15 protein-coding genes are annotated in these 17928 nt (G+C 72.8%); 11 read left to right on the top strand and 4 right to left on the bottom strand.

Annotation, left to right across the window (positions count from 1 at the left end; genetic code table 11):
* Nucleotide 1 precedes the first annotated feature (1 nt).
* Genes ABD329_RS09410 through ABD329_RS09395 form a run of 4 tightly spaced genes read left to right on the top strand, consistent with a single transcriptional unit; the run spans nt 2 to nt 5451 of the window.
* Nucleotides 2-1003 carry a UbiA family prenyltransferase gene (locus ABD329_RS09410; protein WP_344316219.1) on the top strand — a complete coding sequence of 334 codons (1002 nt, stop codon included), beginning with the start codon at nt 2-4 and terminating at the stop codon, nt 1001-1003.
* Nucleotides 1004-1036: 33 nt separating this feature from the next.
* The gene (locus tag ABD329_RS09405) at nt 1037-3274 is read left to right on the top strand and encodes a prenyltransferase/squalene oxidase repeat-containing protein (RefSeq protein ID WP_344316218.1); all 2238 of its coding nucleotides are present in this window, start codon (nt 1037-1039) and stop codon (nt 3272-3274) included.
* Nucleotides 3271-4575, top strand: a complete 1305-nt coding sequence (locus tag ABD329_RS09400) for an FAD-dependent oxidoreductase (protein WP_198280191.1) — start codon at nt 3271-3273, stop codon at nt 4573-4575. Before ABD329_RS09405 ends, ABD329_RS09400 begins: the two co-directional genes overlap by 4 nt.
* Before the next feature lie 12 nt (nt 4576-4587).
* Nucleotides 4588-5451 carry a TauD/TfdA dioxygenase family protein gene (locus ABD329_RS09395; protein ID WP_198280192.1) on the top strand — a complete coding sequence of 288 codons (864 nt, stop codon included), beginning with the start codon at nt 4588-4590 and terminating at the stop codon, nt 5449-5451.
* Nucleotides 5452-5476: 25 nt separating this feature from the next.
* Here ABD329_RS09395 and ABD329_RS09390 read toward each other — a convergent pair whose 3' ends face one another.
* A complete protein-coding gene (locus ABD329_RS09390; protein WP_198280193.1) occupies nt 5477-6307 on the bottom strand; it encodes a lytic polysaccharide monooxygenase auxiliary activity family 9 protein in 831 nt (276 codons plus the stop codon).
* A 214-nt stretch (nt 6308-6521) separates the two neighbouring features.
* On the opposite strand from ABD329_RS09390, the gene ABD329_RS09385 reads away from it, so the two are divergent.
* Nucleotides 6522-6950 carry a spore-associated protein A gene (locus tag ABD329_RS09385; RefSeq protein WP_425574307.1) on the top strand — a complete coding sequence of 143 codons (429 nt, stop codon included), beginning with the start codon at nt 6522-6524 and terminating at the stop codon, nt 6948-6950.
* An 84-nt stretch (nt 6951-7034) separates the two neighbouring features.
* Here ABD329_RS09385 and ABD329_RS09380 read toward each other — a convergent pair whose 3' ends face one another.
* Nucleotides 7035-7484 carry a nuclear transport factor 2 family protein gene (locus tag ABD329_RS09380; protein ID WP_198280195.1) on the bottom strand — a complete coding sequence of 150 codons (450 nt, stop codon included), beginning with the start codon at nt 7482-7484 and terminating at the stop codon, nt 7035-7037.
* A 309-nt stretch (nt 7485-7793) separates the two neighbouring features.
* On the opposite strand from ABD329_RS09380, the gene ABD329_RS09375 reads away from it, so the two are divergent.
* From ABD329_RS09375 to ABD329_RS09365, 3 genes are all read left to right on the top strand, one after another.
* Nucleotides 7794-9137 carry a PucR family transcriptional regulator gene (locus tag ABD329_RS09375; protein ID WP_198280196.1) on the top strand — a complete coding sequence of 448 codons (1344 nt, stop codon included), beginning with the start codon at nt 7794-7796 and terminating at the stop codon, nt 9135-9137.
* A gap of 168 nt (nt 9138-9305) precedes the next feature.
* Nucleotides 9306-9650: a hypothetical protein gene (locus ABD329_RS09370; RefSeq protein ID WP_344316217.1), complete on the top strand. Its 345-nt coding sequence runs from the start codon at nt 9306-9308 to the stop codon at nt 9648-9650.
* Nucleotides 9647-11245 (top strand): sodium/solute symporter, encoded by a 1599-nt coding sequence (locus ABD329_RS09365; protein WP_198279488.1) that lies wholly within the window; start codon nt 9647-9649, stop codon nt 11243-11245. The genes ABD329_RS09370 and ABD329_RS09365 overlap by 4 nt, the downstream gene beginning before the upstream one ends.
* A 27-nt stretch (nt 11246-11272) precedes the next feature.
* On the opposite strand, the gene ABD329_RS09360 is transcribed toward ABD329_RS09365, so the two are convergent.
* Nucleotides 11273-11860: a CGNR zinc finger domain-containing protein gene (locus tag ABD329_RS09360; protein ID WP_198279487.1), complete on the bottom strand. Its 588-nt coding sequence runs from the start codon at nt 11858-11860 to the stop codon at nt 11273-11275.
* A gap of 56 nt (nt 11861-11916) precedes the next feature.
* On the opposite strand from ABD329_RS09360, the gene ABD329_RS09355 reads away from it, so the two are divergent.
* From ABD329_RS09355 to ulaA, 3 genes are read left to right on the top strand one after another with little or no spacing between them, the layout of a single operon-like run.
* Nucleotides 11917-13128: an MFS transporter gene (locus ABD329_RS09355; protein ID WP_246618779.1), complete on the top strand. Its 1212-nt coding sequence runs from the start codon at nt 11917-11919 to the stop codon at nt 13126-13128.
* Nucleotides 13129-13156: 28 nt separating this feature from the next.
* Entirely contained in the window at nt 13157-13960 is an 804-nt protein-coding gene (locus ABD329_RS09350; protein WP_198279486.1) for a PTS sugar transporter subunit IIAB, read from the top strand.
* A 23-nt stretch (nt 13961-13983) separates the two neighbouring features.
* Nucleotides 13984-15540, top strand: a complete 1557-nt coding sequence (ulaA, locus tag ABD329_RS09345) for a PTS ascorbate transporter subunit IIC (RefSeq protein ID WP_198279485.1) — start codon at nt 13984-13986, stop codon at nt 15538-15540.
* A gap of 51 nt (nt 15541-15591) precedes the next feature.
* On the opposite strand, the gene ABD329_RS09340 is transcribed toward ulaA, so the two are convergent.
* A complete protein-coding gene (locus ABD329_RS09340) occupies nt 15592-17841 on the bottom strand; it encodes an ATP-binding cassette domain-containing protein (protein WP_198279484.1) in 2250 nt (749 codons plus the stop codon).
* Between the last annotated feature and the right edge of the window lie 87 nt (nt 17842-17928).

Below are 17928 nucleotides of genomic sequence, written 5' to 3'. Positions count from 1 at the left end.
CGTGGCGGCCCCGCGCACCGCACTCCTGGCCCATCTACAGACCTGGCGCCCGTACACCCTCTGGTATCCCGGGCTGGTCGGACTCGCCGGAGCCACCCTCGCCGGAGCCCATCCCACCACGGGGCAGCTGATGGTGGCCTGGGCCGCGCCGACCCTCGGCTGGATCGCCGGTCACTACCTCGGCGACTACTACGACCGTGATCTCGACGCGCTCAGCAAGCCCCAACGGCCCATACCGTCCGGGCGGCTGAGCCCACGCACCGCCGTGGCCACGGGCATCGGCTGCATCGTGGCCGTCGCCGCGCTGGCCCTGTGGGCCAACTGGCGCGCCGTGGCCGTGGCCGCCGCCGCCATGGCGGGCATCGTGGCGTACAGCAGGGTCCTCAAAGGACGTGGCCTGTCGGGCAATCTCATCCGCGGCGTGCTGACCGCCCTCACCGTGCTCTTCGGCGCGATGGCCGTCCAGCCGTGGCCACCGTGGCGGGTGCTGCCCTTCGCCCTGGTGTTCCTGGCCCATGACACCGCGTCCAACCTCGTCGGCACCCTCCGCGACGTCGACGGCGACCGCGAGGGCGGCTACGCCACCGTGCCGGTGCGCCGGGGCCTGCGGCGCGCCACCCACACCGCCGCCGCGCTGTATCTCGCCGCCGTGGCCGTGGCCTGCGCCGCCACCGGGCTGGTGCCCAGGGACACGGCCGGGTATCTCGTACTGCTGTCGGCGGCCGCGCTGTGCGGCGCGGGCGCCTTCGGGCTGCTGCTGCGGTCACCGGGGCACCTCGCCCCCGCGCTGGCCCTGCGCGCCCACGCCGTTCTCGTCGCCGAACGCCTGGTGCTGGCCGCGGCGGTGGTGGCCGCGGGCGCCGGAGCGGCACCCGCCCTGGCGCTGCTGACGCCCCTCCTCGCGGTCAGCGTCATCACCCAGAGCCGGATGCGGTCCCGCCACGAGTTCCCCGCGCCACCCCTGGCCGACGGCGGGCCCACCCTCCCCGAACCCCGCCCCTGAGACGGCGCGCCACCAGCAGAAGGGTCCGATCGCATGCCCGCATCCGCCTTGACCGAGAGCGTCGGCGCGGCCGTCACCACCGGTGCCGAGGCGCTCCTCGCCCACCGCCGCGACGACGGCGCCTTCGTCTTCGGCGCCCACCACGCCTCCCCGCTGAACACCGCCGGAGCCCTCACCGCACTGCACTTCGCCGACCCCGAGGGCTCGGCGGAGACCATCGAGCGCGGTGTCACCTGGCTGTGCGAGACCCAGCGGGACGACGGCGGCTGGGCCATGCCCTCGGTGCCCACCGAACCCCTCACCACCGCGCTCGCCGCCGCGGCGCTCCAACTGCTCGCGCCCCGCCGGGCGGCGTCGGCCGTACGCGCGGCACGGGCCCGGTTCGAGGAGCTCGGCGGTTCCGCGGCCGTACCGGAACCCGCGATGACCGCTCTCATCCGCCAGTTCCACACCTTCGCCGGGCTGCCCCACGAGGGCGCCCAGCGCCGACTCCCCCTGGAACTGCTGCTCTTCCCCGGCCCCAGCCGCCGGCTGCTGAGCCTGCGGCTGCCGATCTACGCGAGCCAGGCGCTCGCCCAGTCCGCCCACCGCCGCCGCGGCCCGGTCGGCCGCGCCCTGGACCGGCTGGCCCGGCCGAGGGCCCTGGCCATCGTCCGGGACGCGTACGAACGCGAGGGTGCCACCGGCGGGTTCAGCACCGACCCCTGGCTCACCGGACTCATCTGCCTGGGCCTCGCCCGCTCCGGCCAGGCGCCCGACCTGGTGAGCGCCGCCGCCCGCTGGCTCCGCTCGGCGGCGAACCCCGACGGCTCCTGGGATCTGATACCCCTCGATGTGACCTGGACGAACTTCGCCACCGCCGCGCTGATCGAGGCCGGTCACGCCGATGACCCCCAGCTGATCGGCACCCGCGAGATGCTCCACCGCCACCAGCAGCCCGAGCCGTTCGACGCGCTCGGCTGCCCGGCCGGCTACTGGGGGTTCTCCAGCCCGCGCAGCTGGCCGATGGCCCTGGAGACGGCCGAGTCCAGCGCCATCCTGCTGCGCCTGCCCGGCGGCGCGGACGACCGCCATGTGCGCGCCGGGCTGGCCTGGCTGACCGCCTGCCAGGACGCGGCCGGGTCCTGGAGCCTCGCCGTACGGAACAGCAAACCGGGTGGCTTCGGGCCCTGCCCCCAGATGACCGCCAAGGTCGTGTGCGCCCTGCTCGACTCCGGGGCCGGGGTCGACGATCCGCGCGTGGTGCGGGCGGTGCGCTGGCTGGTGGGCCGACAGCGCCCGGACGGTTCGTACGAGGCCATGTGGTACCGCGGCGGCACCCCCGGCACCGCCGCGGCGCTGGAGGCGCTGAGCCGGGCGGGCCGCACCGAGGAACACCACCGGGCGGCGGCCCGGGCCAGGGACTGGCTGCTGCGCACCCGGCACCCCGACGGCTCGTGGAGCACGGGCGAGCGCACCGGGCCGGGCGCCACCCGGCGGGGCACCGTCGAGGAGACCGCCTGGGCGCTGCGCGCGGTGCTCCGCGCCGGGCTGAGCCCCACCGACCCGGCCCTCGCGGCGGCGGCCCGCCGGCTCGTCGACGCCCAGCGGGCGGACGGCGGCTGGACCCCGGCCCCGGTCAACGAGTACATCCGCGGCTGTGCGCGCTACGCCGACGACGGCATCGCGGCGGGCCTGGCGGTGCGGGCCCTCGCCCACTACCGCTCGGCGGAGGCCGCGGAGGTCGTGGAAGCCACGCACGAACGCGGCTGTCGCCGCGAAACCGGTATGCGCGAGACCGGCACTGGGGCATTCGGCCTGCGCGAGACCGGCACTGGCGCATTCGGCCTGCGCGATACCGGCGCTGGCGCATTCGGCCCGCGCGAGCCCGGCGCGCGCGAAACCGGCGCGCGCGAAACCGGCAGTGGCGAGACTGGCCCGCGTGGGACCGGCCCGTGTGAGACCGGCGTTGACGAATTCGGCACCGGTGAGACCGGCCCGCGCAAGACCGGCGTTGACGAATCCGGCACCCGTGGGACCGGCCCGTGTGAGACCGGCGTTGACGAATTCGGCACCGGTGAGACCGGCCCGTGTGAGACCGGCGTTGACGAATCCGGCACCGGTGAGACCGGACCGCGTGAGACCGGCGCTGACGAATCCGGCACCCGTGAGACCGGCCCGCGTGAGACCGGCGCTGACGAATCCGGCACCCGTGAGACCGGCCCGTGTGAGACCGGCCCGCGCAAAGCCGTCACCCGCGAAAACGGCACCGGCGAAGGGAGCGGGCGATGAGCCCCGATGTGCTGGTGTGCGGGGCGGGCGTCGGCGGTCTCGCGGCGGCCCGCGCGCTCGGCGGCCTCGGACTGGACGTCCTGGTGGTCGACAAGCAGCCGGGCATCCGCCCGATCGCCAAGGGCGAGGTGCTCCAGCCGGGCGCGCTGCGCCTGCTGCGCTCCTGGGGTGTGGAGAAGCGGCTCGACGCCCGGGGTGCGGTCCGGCTCGGACGGCTGGTCGTCCGCGATCCGCGCGGCACCGCGCTGATGTCCCTCGACTACGGGCAACTGCCCGCCCCGGACCAGTGGTTGCTGGCCCATGACCACACCGCCATCCTCGCCGCCCTGGCCGAGAGCCTCGGGCCGGGCGTGGAACTGCGCCGGGGGGTACGCGCGGAGGCGCCGCTGCGCGACGACTCCGGCCGGATCACCGGACTGCGGCTGGCCGAGGGCGGCCGGGTCCACGAGGAGCGGGCCCCGCTCGTGGTCGCCGCCGACGGCATCTCCTCACGGCTGCGGTCCTGGGCGGGCATCGAGGCCCGCCGGGTCGACTACCCGCACCGGCTGGTCTCCTTCGACATCGGCGACGCCGACGCGGCGGCGCGGGCCGACGACTTCTCGGCGTATGTCACCGACCGGGGGCTGCGGCTGCTGTATCCGCTGCCCGGCGGCCGGCTGCGGCTCTATCTCCAGGCCGGGCCCGATGAGCTGCGCGGTGTCACGGCACGCGGGGAGCTCGCCGACTGGGCGGCCGGGGCGCTGTCCCAGGTGCCCGCCCTGGAGCCGCTCACCGAGCCCCTGCTCGCCCATCTCGGCACCCGCCAGACGCTGCCCGTCGGACGGCTGCTGTCGCCCCGGCTGGCCGGCCACGGCCTCGCGCTGGTCGGCGAGGCCGCGTACGCCGTCCATCCGATGGCCGCGCAGGGCATGAACACCGCCATCACCAGCGCCGGGGCGCTCGCCGAGCGGCTTTCGGGCCATCTGGAGCGTACCGGCGAGATGTCGGCCGAGGCGGTGGACGGCGCGCTGCGCGACTACCACGACCGGCAGCTGCCCCTGCTCGCCCAGGCGGCCACGACCAGCGGCAACGCGGCGCGGATGGTCACCGATCTGTCGTGGCGCGGCCGGGTCCTGGGCCGCCGGGCCGTCCGGCACACCGGCGCCAACCCCCGGTTGCTGCACACCGTCACCCACAACATGTCGGGCCTCGGCCCGCGCCCGCTGACCCTGCTGGACCGGCTCCAGCAGCTCGGTCTCCTCCCCGATCCGCGCGCCCACCGAGTGCCGGCCGCACCGGCCGGCCGACCGCAACCCATGTGAGGACGGTTTCCCATGCCCACTCCCGAACCGGTCGTGACCCCCGTCTCCGGAGCGCTCGGCGCGGAGATCCGCGGTGTCGACCTGAGCGAGGTCACCGACGAACTCTTCGAGCGGATCCATGAGTTGCTGCTCAAGCACCTCGTGGTCTTCTTCCCGGACCAGGAACACCTCACCCCGGAGGCGCATATCGCCCTGGGGCGGAGGCTGGGGGAGCTGGAGGTCCATCCGTTCCTGCCGAAGGTCGAGGGCCATCCCGAGATCGTCGTGCTGGACGCGGACCAGGGCGCCAAGGCCGACGAGTGGCATATCGACGTGACCTTCCAGCCCAATCCGCCGGTCGCCTCGATCCTCCATCTCCAGGTGTGCCCCGCATCCGGTGGCGACACCATGTGGAGCAACCAGTACCTGGTCTACGAGACGCTCTCCGAGCCGATGCGCGAACTCCTCGACGGGCTCACCGCCGTCCACGTCCTCAACACCCCGCAGACCGGTGAGCACTCCGCCGAACACCCGGTGGTGCGGATCCACCCCGAGACCGGCAGGCGCTCGCTGTACGTCACGCGCATGTGGACCTCGCACATCCCGCAGCTCAGCCGCCCGGAGAGCGACGCCCTGTTGCAGTACCTCTTCGAGCACTCCGAGTCGCCCCGGTTCAACTGCCGCTACCACTGGCAGCCCGGCGCCGTCGCGATGTGGGACAACCGCGCCACCCAGCACCTGGCCGTCAACGACTACACCGGGCCGCGCAGGGGGCAGCGGGTGACCGTCCTCGGCGACCAGCCCACCGGCGACACCCCGCGCTGGAAGGAGTACCGGCCCGCGCCCGACGAGCGCTACTACCCGCGCCACGTCACGGCCCGGTACGGCTACCGGTGACGGGCCGTCAGTACGGAAGGGCTGGTCAGCGGCCCGCGCGTCGCCGCCGTACCGTGGCGGCGACACCCGCGCCGAGCACCAGCACGGACGCGCCACCGGCGAGCAGCACCGGAGTGGTGTTCCCGTCACCCTCGTCGGCGGCTGAGGAGACGGCCCGGGACGGCGGTGCGGCGGCCTCGGACGACGGCGGGGCCGCGTCCGAGGAGCCCTTCGCCGGGGCTCCCAACACCACGTCCGAGCAGGAGTAGTAGGTGTCCGGGGTGCTGGTGTTCCGCCAGATCGTGTAGAGCAGCTGACGGCCGGTCCGGTCGGCGGGCAGCGTGGCCTTGATGCGGTAGGCGTCGTCCACCAGCGCGGGGTCCTTGGCCGTGGCGAACGGCTTCGCCTCCAGATCGGACCACTTCAGCGGCCGCTTGGGATCGTAGCCCTCCTTGGTGAGATACAGCTCGAAGGTCCCCGTGTGCGGGATGGTCGACCGATAGGTGAGCGTGAGGTCCGCCCCGGCCGACAGCCGCGTCGAAGGCCAGTCGGCGCGCGGCAGGTCCAGACCCCGGTACGCCTCCAGGCCCCCGCTGCACAGCTTTCCGTCCGGGATCCGCTCCCGGTCCCTGCCCGCCACCCCCGCGATCCGCAGATTGTCCCAGGCCGCGGCCTCCGGGTCGTCGCCCGCGGCCCGGGCCGCCCGGCACGCGGCCGACCGCGCCGCGCCCCCGCCCTCGGGGGAGCAGGCGAACGTCCGGCTCACCGGGTCCGTCGGCGCCCCGTGCGCCTGCGCGGGCGGAGCGGCCAGCGCCGTGAACAGACAGGGGAGGGCCCCGAGAAGAGCGCCCACGGCGGCGGTGCGGTACGAGATCATCCGGTGCGGCCCTCCGGGGTCGGTGCGGCGACGGGCGGCTCGCCCGTCCCGGGGAGTACGGGAAGCCCGGTCCGCGCGTTCAACGGGCCGCCGTAAGAGGGGCCATGACGGCGTACAACCATCCGCCATCTCCGCATGTCTCCCTAGGCAGACGCAAACAGCGCCTACGCCCATGAAGAATCATTAAGGGGGACAAATGAATCTTTCTCGCCGTATGGCCGCCACCGCGGTCCTCGCCACCGCCGTCGCGGGCACCGTGGCCCTGACCCCGCAGGCGTCCGCCGCCGCCACGGCCTCGTACAACGGGGTGTGCGGCAGCGGGTACAAGGTGGTGAACTCGGCGCCCATCGGCTCCAAGGGCACCGTCTTCCTCACCTACAACTCCGCCAAGGGCAAGAACTGCGTGGTCACCGTCCGGAACGCCACGGGCAAGCCGGTTCCCATGTTCGCCTACCTGTACGTTCAGGGCGCCGACGAGTCGGCCGAGGACGGCGGCGCGTACACCTCGTACGCGGGCCCGGTGTACGGCGACGGGCGCGGCAAGTGTGTGGACTGGGCCGGGGGCATCGACAACCAGTCCACCTGGACCTACGGATCGAACTGCGGATCCCTGAAGGCCTACCGCGTGACCAAGGGCTGGTAAGCCCGGAGCCACACGGTCGGCAGAACCGACGGGGGATCACACGGGGGAGCGGCGGCCACCTGTTCGAGGTGGCCGCCGCCGTCGCTACACCTGGCGCTCGGTGAAGGCCACCGCGTGGGTGTCCAGCACGATGTGGAGCTCCGCGAGGCGGTAGGCGGCACCGTCGGAGCGGACCACGCAGCGGACCACACCGCCGGCGATCGGGGTCACCCGACCGTCGGTGATGTTGGTGGCGTACATGTAGGACACCACCGAGATGTCATCGCCGTCGACCCGCTCGATGTGGATGTTCGAGGCGTTGTGGCGCAGCGGATAGCCGGCCGCCTCGCGGTGCTGCCGCTGCCAGGCGATCACCTGCTCGCGGCCCCGGTTGTCGGAGGCGATGAACTCCTCGTACGGGGAGTCGCCGGTGTCCGAGCGGGAGGTGATGTGGACGTCCTCGGTCAGCAGCTCGGGCCAGACGTCGAACTGCCCCTCGTCGAAGGCGAACCACCAGCGGTGGATCAGCTCATGGACCGCCAGACGATCGAGCATGCGGAACTCTCCCCCCGAAGATTCAAGTGATCGCCAGCATATCCCGCGGCCGCCGGTACGGTGGCCTCCCGTGGCCCCCGGTGGCCCCCGTGGCCCCCGGTGGCCCCCGTGGCGGACTGACGTCAACCCCGCCCGTCGCGCCGCGGCATCGCCTTGCCGCCCGACCGGCGGACGGGAGAATTCCCAGAAGACACCGACCCGCCGGTATGCCAATGGTGCAATAGCCATGCATGCTCTGGTATCAAACCTGGCCGTGGCCTCACTGCGGTGGTGAGCTGCGCATTGCCCGTCACAGGTGGAGGAACGTCCATGCACCCAGTCACCGGCTCCCGCGCTTCCGTCCCCGCCATGGGCCGTGCCCCCCGCCTGTCCGCCGACCGGGTACGGACGCCGCCCCGGATGCCCGCCGCCCGGCCGCCGATCCGGTCGCGGGCCGACGCCGAGACCGTGGCGCTGCTGCACCGCACCGCCCGGGTGCTCATCGAGGAGGTGCCACGGCTGACGGACCGTATCGTCGCGCTGATGAAGGAGCGGGAGCCCGCCTACCGTTCCGCCGCCGTGGACCCGCACGAGGTGTGGCGGGAGGTCCACGACTCGCTCAGCCACAATGTGCGCTCGCTGGTGCACCCCAAGGAGACGCGCGAATCGGCCCGGTCCTGCGCCTGGCGGATCGGCACCGACCGCGCCGCCCAGGGCTTTCCGCTGGACGCGCTGCTGCACGCGTACCGCATCGGCTGCACCGTCGTCTGGGAGCACCTCCTGGAGACCGCCTCGAAGGAGGACCCGCTCGGCGCCCAGTCGCTGGTCCATGTCGCCGCCGATGTGTGGAACTTCGTCGACGAGCACTGCACCCTCGTCGCCACGGCGTACCAGGAGGTCGAGCGGCAGCTCTCCTGGCACCGGGAGAACCGCTACCGGATCATCGTCGCGGCGCTGCTCGACGGCACCGCGCGGGTGAGCGACTTCCCCGAGGCGGAGCAGGTCCTCGGCCTGCCCGAGCAGGGGCGTTACGCGGTCGTGGCGCTGGAGGACGCCGACGCGCCGTGCCGGACGCCGCACTCCGTCGAGGTGGGCGACGGACTCCGTGCGGTCTGGCACACGGGGGAGGGCACCGCCCACGCCATCGTGCTGCTCGGCGACGGCGACGGCGGCAGAGACGGCGACTGTGACGGCGGCGACAGCGGCAGCGGCGCGGAGCGGCTGGTCCGCGGGCTGGAGGTGCCGCCCGGCGCACGGGCCGGGGTCAGCCCGGCCGTGACCGGCCTCGCCGCGATCAGCACGGCACGCAGACTCGCCGATACGGCGCTGCGCACCCGCCCGGCCGCCGGGACGGCGGCGCTGCTGGAGGAGCGCTATCCGGAGGCGCTGGTGGTGTCCTCCCCGGACCTCGGCACCGCGCTCGCCGACCGGATGCTCGGACCGGTCCTGGCGCTGGAGTCCGCCGACCGGGAGATGCTGCTGACGACGCTGGCCGCCTGGCTGGAGGCCGGGGGGTCGGCGCGCCGCGCGGGCGGGCTGCTGTTCTGCCACCGGAACACGGTGCTCAACCGGCTGCGCCGCTACGAGCAGTTGACCGGGCGTTCGCTGGACCATCCGCGCGAGGTCATGGAGTTGTCGCTCGCGCTGTCCGCGCGTCGGCTGCTGACCCCCTGAGAACATCCCGTCTGCCTGAGCCGATGTGGGCGTGCACAACGGCTCCGCGCCGATCATGTGCGCCCGTCACACGGTCCGCGGGTTGGGCTGTACGCGCCCCTTCTGACCTGCTGTCGTGGCGTTTCCGTCCCGGCGACCCGGGACGGAACCCGCACAAGGAGCCGCGACATGTCCGACCACGACCGCCCCTGGGGTCCGTTCCCGTCCGTCCCGTCCCGCACCGCGCCCCGCACCGCCGTGTTCCCGCCCCGCCCCGCGGCACCGCCCCCGCCGACACGGCGCTCACCGTGGCAGCGGCCATGGCCCTGGTCGGCGCGGGCGGCCTGCACCGCGCTCACCTGTCACGTGGCCGCCGTAGTGGTCAACTGCGCCGCCGAGGGCGTCGTCAACCTCGGCGCGGGCGGCGGGTTCACCGTGGGCGCCATGCTGATCGGCCTGGACGCGGCGGTGCTGCTCACCGTCCTGGCCCGGGCCCACCGCCGGTCCGGCGCCGCGGGGGAGGGGGAGCGGTGAGCTTCCTCGACCCCAGAACGCTCGCCTTCGTGCTCTTCGCGGGCTTCATGGCCGTCTCGTTCCTGCTGTGCATCCTCGCGGCCACCGGCAACGACGACCCCACCGAGTTCTACCTGGGCACCGGGGCGCTCAGCCCGATGCAGAACGGCCTGGCCATCGCGGGCGACTACATCTCCGCCGCCACCGTGCTCAGCACCACCGGCACCATCGCCCTGGCCGGGTTCGACGGCGTGCTCATCGCCATCTCCACCGTGCTCTCCATCCTGATGTTCATGCTGGTCCTCTCCGGACCGCTGTGCGGACGGGGGCGGTTCACCCTCGGCGACGTCCTCTCCGAGCGGCTGAGCGAACGCCCGGCCCGCATCGGCACCGCCGTCGTGGTGCTGGTGGTCGTCATGCCGCTGCTGCTGGTCCAGCTCAACGGCGCGGGCGCCATGCTGGCCCTGCTGCTCGGCATCCCGGGAAGCGGCGCGGTCACCGGCTGCACCATCTTCATCGGCTCGCTCATGGTCTGCTACGCCGCCCTCGGCGGGATGAAGGGCACCGGATTCGTCCAGATCCTCAAGACGGTGCTGCTGCTCGCCGCGTTCGTCCTGCTCGCCTGTCTGGTGCTGAAGCGCTTCTCCTGGAACCCGGCCACCCTCTTCGACGCCGCGGCCGACGCCAGCGGCTACGGCGACGGCTTCTGGCAGTCCGGCCGCCAGTACGGGGACTCCCTCAGCGGCCGCCTGGACGTCATCAGCGTCCAGCTCACCCTCGCCCTCGGCGCGGCGTGCATGCCCCACCTCACCATGCGGCTCCACCCCATCCGCGGTATGCGGGCCGCCCGCGCCGCCACCACCTGGGCGGTGGGCGCGGTCACCACCATCCTCGGGCTGATCGTGATCGTGGGCGCCGGAGCCACCGCCGTCGTCGGCGCCCGTGCCCTGCGCGCCTCCGACCCCACCGGCAGCGACTCGCTGCTGCTGCTGACCCTCGCCCTGGACCCGACGGCGCAGGAGGCCGACCAGAGTCTGCTCTTCTCCGTCGTGGCCTGCGCGGTCGTCGCCACCACCCTCGCGGCGGTCGCCGGACTCACCCTGGCCGCCGCGGCCTCCCTCGCCCATGACGTCCTGGCCAAGGTCGTCTTCAAGGGCGGGCTCTCGGCCAACCGGGAGCTGGCCGCCGCCCGTACGGCCATCGTGGTCGTCGGCGTCGCGGCCGTCGTCCTCGCCATCGTCACCCAGCACTGGAACCGGCAGGTCCTGATCTCCTTCACCTTCGCGGCCGCCGCCTCGGCCCTGCTGCCGGTCGTGCTCTACGGCACCCTGTGGCGCGGCTTCACGGTGAACGGACTGCGCTGGGCGCTGTACGGGGGGCTCCTGCTCACCGCCGTGGCCATCGCCTTCTCCCCGGCGATCTCCGGCAACCCGCTCGCGGTCTTCCCCGAGCGCGACTTCCACTGGTTCCCGCTCCGCAACCCGGGCCTGATCACCGTTCCGGCGGGTTTTCTGCTCGGCTGGCTCGGCTCCCGGTTCGGAGGCCACGGACGGCGGGCCCGGCATGTCCAGGACCCGGCGCGGGGGGACTCGTCCTACGCGATGCACACCGGCTGACGCCTGGATCCCCTTACGGAGTCCGGGTTACGGCGTTCGTGATCCGGCCCCGGCCCTGGCCTTGGCGCGCCGGTGGGCGGCCACCCGTTCACGGGTCGCGCACCGGCGTGAGCAGTAGCGGCGCTCCGGTCCGCTGCCGACCGTGAGGAAGACATCGCCGCAGCTGGGGGAGGAGCACAGACCACCGGGCGGGCGCTGACCCTCCCAGAGCAGCACGGTCAGCGCCATGCACGACGAGGCGAGGAACCACTCGCCCCACGGCGCCTCGTCATCGCTGTCCAGGTGGGGATGCCAGGGCGAACGGCCGTCGTGCGAGCTGAGCCGGAGCGGGCCCGTGCCCTCCCGCAGCAGCCGGTTGAGCACCCCGGCGGCCTCGTCGACATGACCCGCGGCGAACACCTCGCGCAGCCTCAGCGCGGCGGTGCGCATCCCCGCGACATCGTCGGCGGTGAGTTCGAGCGGGCCGGACTCACCGTGGTCGAGCAGGAGCCCGGCGACCGCGGCGGGGTCCGGGGCCGGCTCCGCGGTCAGGGCGTTGACGAGGGCGGCGGTGCGCCGGGCGGTGGCCCGCACCGAGTGCCGGGTGGACCAGTCGTCGTTCGAGGGCGGTGACACGACGCCAATGTAACGCACCTGGTGAGGTTTTGCGTTAGCTCCGTAACGTGTTCCGCATGCCGAGGCGTTACGCTATGGGGTGCTATCTGGGCGGGGCGGCCGCCGCCCGCGCGGGGGACGAGATGTCCGGTCCCGCGCTGCTGCTGGCCGGGCCGGTGCTCACCGGTTCGCCCTCCTCGGGCCCGGCGCTGCTGGCGGGCGTCATGGCCGCCGCCGCGGTCGGCGGGCCGCTCTTCGGGGTGCTGCTCGACCGCTCGGCCCGGCCGGGCCGGCTGCTGGCCGTGGCACTCGCCCTCTACGCGGCGGGGCTGGCCGCGATCCTTCTGGGCCTGGGGCGGGTGCCGTTCGCCCTCACGGTTCTCCTCGCGGTGGGGGCGGGGCTGCTGGGACCGGCCCTGTCCGGCGGATGGACCTCACAGCTGCCCCGGGTGGCACCGCCGCCGGGCCTCCCCCGCGCCACCGCGCTCGACGCGATGACGTTCAGCCTCGCCGCCCTGGTGGGGCCCGCACTCGCCGGGGCCGTCGCGGGGGCGGCCGGGGCACCGGCCGCCGTGGCGGTGTCCATCGCGCTGATCGGCCTCGCGCTGCCCGCCGCCTGGGCGCTCCCCGCGCCCGCGCGATCCGCTCCGTCGGCCCCGCCCCCGGCCACGTCGGTCGTCGCCGATCTCACCGCCGGGCTGCGGGCCATCGCCCGCAACCGGCCCCTGGCCCGGGCCACCGCCACCTCCGTCGTCTCGTGCGTCGGCCAGGGTGCGCTGCTCACCTGCTGGCCACCGCTCGGCGCGGCCGTGCTCGGCGGCGCCGAGCACGGCGCCCTGCTGCTGTCCGCCACCGCCGCCTCGGCCCTCGTGGCCAACGCGGTCCTCTCCCGCCGCCCCCGTCCGCCGCGCCCGGACACCGTGCTCCTCTGCGGCGCCCTGCTGCTCGTCCTCGCGCCCCTGCTCGCGGCCACCGGCCACCCGGCCGCGCTGATCGCCGCCGTACTGCTCACCGGCGCCGCCGAGGGTCCCCAGCTCACGGCGCTGTTCGCGATCCGCCACCGGGAGGCGCCCGAGCGGCTGCGCGGCCAGGCCTTCACCACCGGTGCCAGTCTGAAGATCACCGGCGTCGCCCTGGGCGCGGCTCTGGCCGGTCCGCTCGCCACCTGGTCGCTGCCCGGCGCCCTGGTGGTGGCCGGGGGGTGCGAGGCGCTCGCGGTTCTCGTCTTCGTATGCTTGCCGGGCACTGCGGAGGCTGTCGCTCCGTTTCCGCCCCCGGGGGCTGTGTGACGAAGCCATGTCATCCATGATGACCTGCATGGAAAACCTGAAAGACCTGCTCCCGGTCGAGGCCGTCCGGCTCGACGTACGGGCGGCCGACTGGCGCGAGGCGATAGGCGCCGCCGGCCGTCTGATGGTGGAAACGGGAGCCACCACCGACGAGTACACCCGCGAGATGGTCGCCAACGTCGAGGAGAACGGGCCGTACATCGTCATCGCGCCGGGCGTCGCCTTCGCCCACTCCCGGCCGTCCCCGGCGGTGCTGTCCACCGGAATGTCCTGGGTCCGACTCGCCGAGCCCGTGGAATTCGGGCATGAGTCCAACGACCCCGTCACCCTCGTCGTCGCCCTGGCCGCCCAGGACTCCGCCGCGCACACCTCCGCGATGGCGAGCCTGGCGCGGCTCCTGGGCGACCCGGACACGGCGGCCGCCCTCGCGGCAGCGCCCACCCCGCAGGCGTTGCACGCCGTACTGGCCGGGGAGCGGCCGGAGGACGGCCCCGGGAAGTCCGAACCCGCCACCACCTCGGAACCCATCCAGCCCCGGGCGGGCTCGCTGCACAAGATCCTCACCGTCTGCGGCAACGGCGTCGGCACCAGCCTGTTCCTCAAGAACACCCTGGAGCGGGTGCTGGACCGCTGGGGCTGGTCGAGGTTCGTCACCGTGGAGGCCACCGACACCATCTCCGCGAAGGGCAAGGCATCCGAGGCCGTGGCCCTGCTCACCTCCCGTGAGATCGCCAGGACCCTGGGCGATGTGGGACGGCCGGTCAAGGTCGTCCAGGACTTCACCAGCACCGCCGAGGTGGACGCGGTGCTCCGGGACACGTACGACGTCTGAACGACGGGGACAGAGGAAGCACCATGGGCTGGTTTGTCACTCTTGCCACGTTTCTCGTCAATGAGATTCTGAGCGAGCCCGCGTATCTGATCGGCATCATCACCGCCGTCGGACTCATCGCGATGAAGAAGAGCACCGGGCAGATCATCGGCGGCGCCATCAAGGCGACCCTCGGCTTTCTGCTGATCGGCGCGGGAGCGGGGCTGGTCACCGACTCCCTCGCCCCGCTGGGCACCATGATCCAGGGCGTCACCGGCGCCCACGGCGTGATCCCCACCAACGAGGCCATCGTCGGCATCGCCCAGGACCAGTTCGGCTCACGGGTCGCCTGGCTGATGATCCTGGGCTTCGTGGTCAGCCTGCTGCTGGCCCGGTTCACCCCCCTCCGCTATGTCTTTCTGACCGGGCACCACATGCTGTTCATGGCCACACTGCTGACCGTGGTCCTGGCCAACGGCGGCCGCTCGACCATCGCCGTGGTGGCCGTCGGCGGGGTGCTGCTGGGCATCATGCTGGTCGCTATGCCCGCCTTCGCGCACCCCTGGACCAAGCGCGTCACTGGCAGCGACACCGTCGCCATCGGCCACTTCGGCACGGCCGGGTACATCGTGGCGGGCGCGGCCGGCAAGGTGGTCGGCAAGCGCAGCCGCTCCACCGAGGAGATGAAGCTCCCCGAAGGCTTGCGCTTCCTGCGCGACTCGATGGTGGACACCGCCCTGTCGATGCTGCTGATCTACCTGGTCATGGCGGTACTCCTGCTCGTCAAGGAGGGGCAGAAGGCCGCCTTCAAGGCGTTCGCCACGGGCACCGGCGGCGCCGTGGCCACCGACACCGGCAACTACCTGATGCAGTCCGTGATGCAGGGGCTCCAGTTCGGCATCGCCGTCGCGGTGATCCTCTTCGGCGTCCGTACGATCCTCGGTGAGCTCGTCCCCGCCTTCCAGGGGATCGCGCAGAAGGTCGTGCCCGGCGCCCTGCCCGCGCTCGACGCGCCCATCGTCTTCCCGTACGCGCAGAACGCGGTGCTGATCGGGTTCATCTCCAGCTTCACCGGCGGGCTGATCGGGCTGGCCCTGCTGACCTGGGTCTTCAACCCGGCCTTCGGCCTCGCCCTGGTGCTGCCCGGCCTGGTGCCGCACTTCTTCACCGGCGGCGCGGCCGGGGTCTACGGCAACGCGACCGGCGGCCGGCGTGGCGCGGTCGTGGGGGCGTTCCTCAACGGGCTGCTGATCACCTTCCTCCCCGCCCTGCTGCTCAAGGTGCTCGGTGCGTTCGGCGACCAGAACACCACCTTCGGCGATGCCGACTTCGGCTGGTTCGGCGCGCTCATCGGCAACGCGGACAAGGCCGGTGGGGCCGCCGGGCTTGTGGTCATCGTGCTGCTCGGCCTCGCGGTCCTCGGGGCGGCGATCCTGGTGCAGAAGCGGGTGGTCGACACCGGCTGGGACCCGGGCGCGGCGCGCGACGCCCTGATGCCGCGCGAGAGCGTGGTGGCGCCCGCGGCGGCGGGCACCACCATGGCCGCGTACGCCAAGATCCCGCCGCCCGAGGGCGCTCCCGCACCCCCGCCCGCGCCCTGACGCGCCGTGCCGCCCCGGTGGTCCCGCCGACGGGACCACCGGGGCGGGGGCTCACGTCCGCTTGACGTAGTCGCGCAGGTGGACGGCGGTGAGCGAGCCACCGTTGTCCACGAGGTCGGCGGGGGTCCCGGTGAACACCACCTGACCGCCGTCGTGGCCCGCCCCCGGACCCATGTCGACGATCCAGTCCGCATGGGCCATCACGGCCTGGTGGTGCTCGATGACGACGACCGTGTTGCCCGTGTCGACGAGCCGGTCGAGCAGCGCGAGCAACTGGTCCACATCGGCGAGGTGCAGTCCGGTGGTCGGCTCGTCCAGGACGTACGTCGTGCCGCTCCGCGCCATGTGGATGGCCAGCTTCAGCCGCTGGCGCTCACCCCCGGAGAGCGTGGTGAGCGGCTGGCCCAGCGCCAGATAGCCCAGCCCCACCGCGGCCAGCCGGTCCAGGATCACCCGGGCCTGACCGGTGGTGAAGAACTCCAGCGCCTCGGCCACCGACATGCCCAGGACATCGCTGATGTTCCGCCCGCGCAGCCGGTACGTCAGCACCTCGGGCCGGAACCGCCTCCCCTCGCAGTCCTCGCACACCGAGGCCACCTCGGCCATCATGGCGAGGTCGGTGTAGATCAGCCCGATGCCCTTGCACCGCGGGCAGGCGCCCTCCGAATTGGCGCTGAACAGCCCCGGTTTGACGCGGTTGGCCTTGGCGAACGCCGTCCGGATCGGATCGAGGAGCCCCGTATAGGTGGCCGGGTTGCTGCGGCGGGAGCCACGGATCGCCGACTGGTCCGCGACGATCACCTCCTCCCGCCCGGACAGCGACCCATGGATCAGGGAGCTCTTGCCCGATCCGGCGACACCCGTGACGACGGTGAGCACACCGAGCGGGATGTCCACGCTCACGTCCCGCAGATTGTGCAGCCGGGCGCCCCGGACCGGCAGTTGCCCGGTGGGCTGCCGCACCTTCTCCCGCAGCCGCACCCGGTGGTCCAGATAGCGCCCGGTCAGGGTGTCGGAGGCGCGCAGGCCCGCCAGGTCGCCCTGGTAGCAGATCCGCCCGCCCGCCACCCCGGCGCCGGGCCCCAGGTCCACCACATGGTCGGCGATCCGGATGGTCTCCGGTTTGTGCTCCACGACCAGCACCGTGTTGCCCTTGTCCCGCAACTGGAGCAGCAGCCGGTTCATGCGCTCGATGTCATGCGGATGCAGGCCGACGGTGGGCTCGTCGAAGACATAGGTGACATCGGTCAGGCTGGAGCCCAGATGCCGGACCATCCGCACCCGCTGGGCCTCGCCGCCGGACAGGGTGCCGGACTCCCGGTCCAGGCTCAGATACCCCAGGCCGATCTCGACCAGGGAGTCGAGGAGCGCGCGCAGGCTCTCCAGCACCGGTCCGACGGAATCGTCCCGGATCCCGCGTACGAACTCCGCCAGATCGCTGATCTGCAAAGCCGAGCAGTCCGCGATGGAGCGGCCGTCGATCCGGCAGGACCGGACGGCCTCGCACAGCCGGGCGCCCTCACACTCCCCGCACTCGGTCAGGGTCATGGCCCGGTCGGCGAACGCGCGCATGCGCGGCTGCATCGTCTCCCGGTCCTTCGCCAGGTACTGCCGGCGGACCTTGGTCACCAGCCCCTCGTAGGTGAGGTTGTTCTTCCCCACCTTGATCTTGGTGGCCGGTTTGTGGAGGAAGTCCTCCCACTGGTCCGGGGTGTAGTCCCGGAGCCTGGTATCGGGGTCGAAAAGGCCGGAGGCCGCCATAACCTGCCAGTGCCAGCTGTCCACCTCGAATCCGGGGACGGTGATCGCCCCCTCCTTCAACGACTTCTCCCTGTCGACGAGTTGGCCGATGTCGATGTCGGTGACCCGGCCGAGCCCCTCGCACCGCGGACACATGCCCTCGGCGGTGTTGAAGCTGAAGGCGAGAGGGGGGCCGACGTACGGGCTGCCGATCCGGCTGAACAGGATCCGCAGCAGCGTGTGGGCATCGGTGGCGGTGCCCACGGTGGAACGGGAGTTGGCGCCCATCGGCTCCTGGTCCACGATGATCGCCGCGCTCAGATTTCGCAGCGAGTCGACGTCCGGCCGCCCGAGCGTCGGCATGAAGTTCTGGACGAACGCCGTATAGGTCTCATTGATCAGCCGCCTCGACTCCGCGGCGATGGTGTCGAAGACGAGCGAGGACTTACCGGATCCGGAGACACCGGTGAAGACCGTGAGCCGCTGCTTGGGAATGTTCACACTCACGCCCTGGAGGTTGTTTTCCCTGGCGCCACGGACCTTGATTTCGCTGACATCCATGCCTTCAAGTGTTTCATTGAAGTGCACGTTGAGACTTTCTCCGGCTTTCCGCCCAATCTCCACCGGAGGCATCGCGATATCGTGGAC

Origin of the sequence: Streptomyces javensis (assembly GCF_039525925.1) — a bacterium.
GTDB lineage: Bacteria > Actinomycetota > Actinomycetes > Streptomycetales > Streptomycetaceae > Streptomyces > Streptomyces asiaticus.
Note: the sequence above shows the minus strand (reverse complement) of the source record. Positions and strands in the feature narration are given on the sequence as shown.

Coding starts and splice junctions, on each gene's coding strand:
- ABD329_RS09375 (WP_198280196.1), top strand. CDS start 7,794: ATGCACCCAGTCACCGGCTCCCGCGCTTCCGTCCCCGCCATGGGCCGT.
- ABD329_RS09340 (WP_198279484.1), bottom strand. CDS start 17,841: ATGGATGTCAGCGAAATCAAGGTCCGTGGCGCCAGGGAAAACAACCTC.
- ABD329_RS09355 (WP_246618779.1), top strand. CDS start 11,917: ATGCCGAGGCGTTACGCTATGGGGTGCTATCTGGGCGGGGCGGCCGCC.
- ABD329_RS09390 (WP_198280193.1), bottom strand. CDS start 6,307: ATGATCTCGTACCGCACCGCCGCCGTGGGCGCTCTTCTCGGGGCCCTC.
- ABD329_RS09370 (WP_344316217.1), top strand. CDS start 9,306: ATGTCCGACCACGACCGCCCCTGGGGTCCGTTCCCGTCCGTCCCGTCC.
- ABD329_RS09385 (WP_425574307.1), top strand. CDS start 6,522: ATGGCCGCCACCGCGGTCCTCGCCACCGCCGTCGCGGGCACCGTGGCC.
- ABD329_RS09380 (WP_198280195.1), bottom strand. CDS start 7,484: ATGCTCGATCGTCTGGCGGTCCATGAGCTGATCCACCGCTGGTGGTTC.
- ABD329_RS09400 (WP_198280191.1), top strand. CDS start 3,271: ATGAGCCCCGATGTGCTGGTGTGCGGGGCGGGCGTCGGCGGTCTCGCG.
- ABD329_RS09350 (WP_198279486.1), top strand. CDS start 13,157: ATGGAAAACCTGAAAGACCTGCTCCCGGTCGAGGCCGTCCGGCTCGAC.
- ABD329_RS09395 (WP_198280192.1), top strand. CDS start 4,588: ATGCCCACTCCCGAACCGGTCGTGACCCCCGTCTCCGGAGCGCTCGGC.
- ulaA (WP_198279485.1), top strand. CDS start 13,984: ATGGGCTGGTTTGTCACTCTTGCCACGTTTCTCGTCAATGAGATTCTG.
- ABD329_RS09405 (WP_344316218.1), top strand. CDS start 1,037: ATGCCCGCATCCGCCTTGACCGAGAGCGTCGGCGCGGCCGTCACCACC.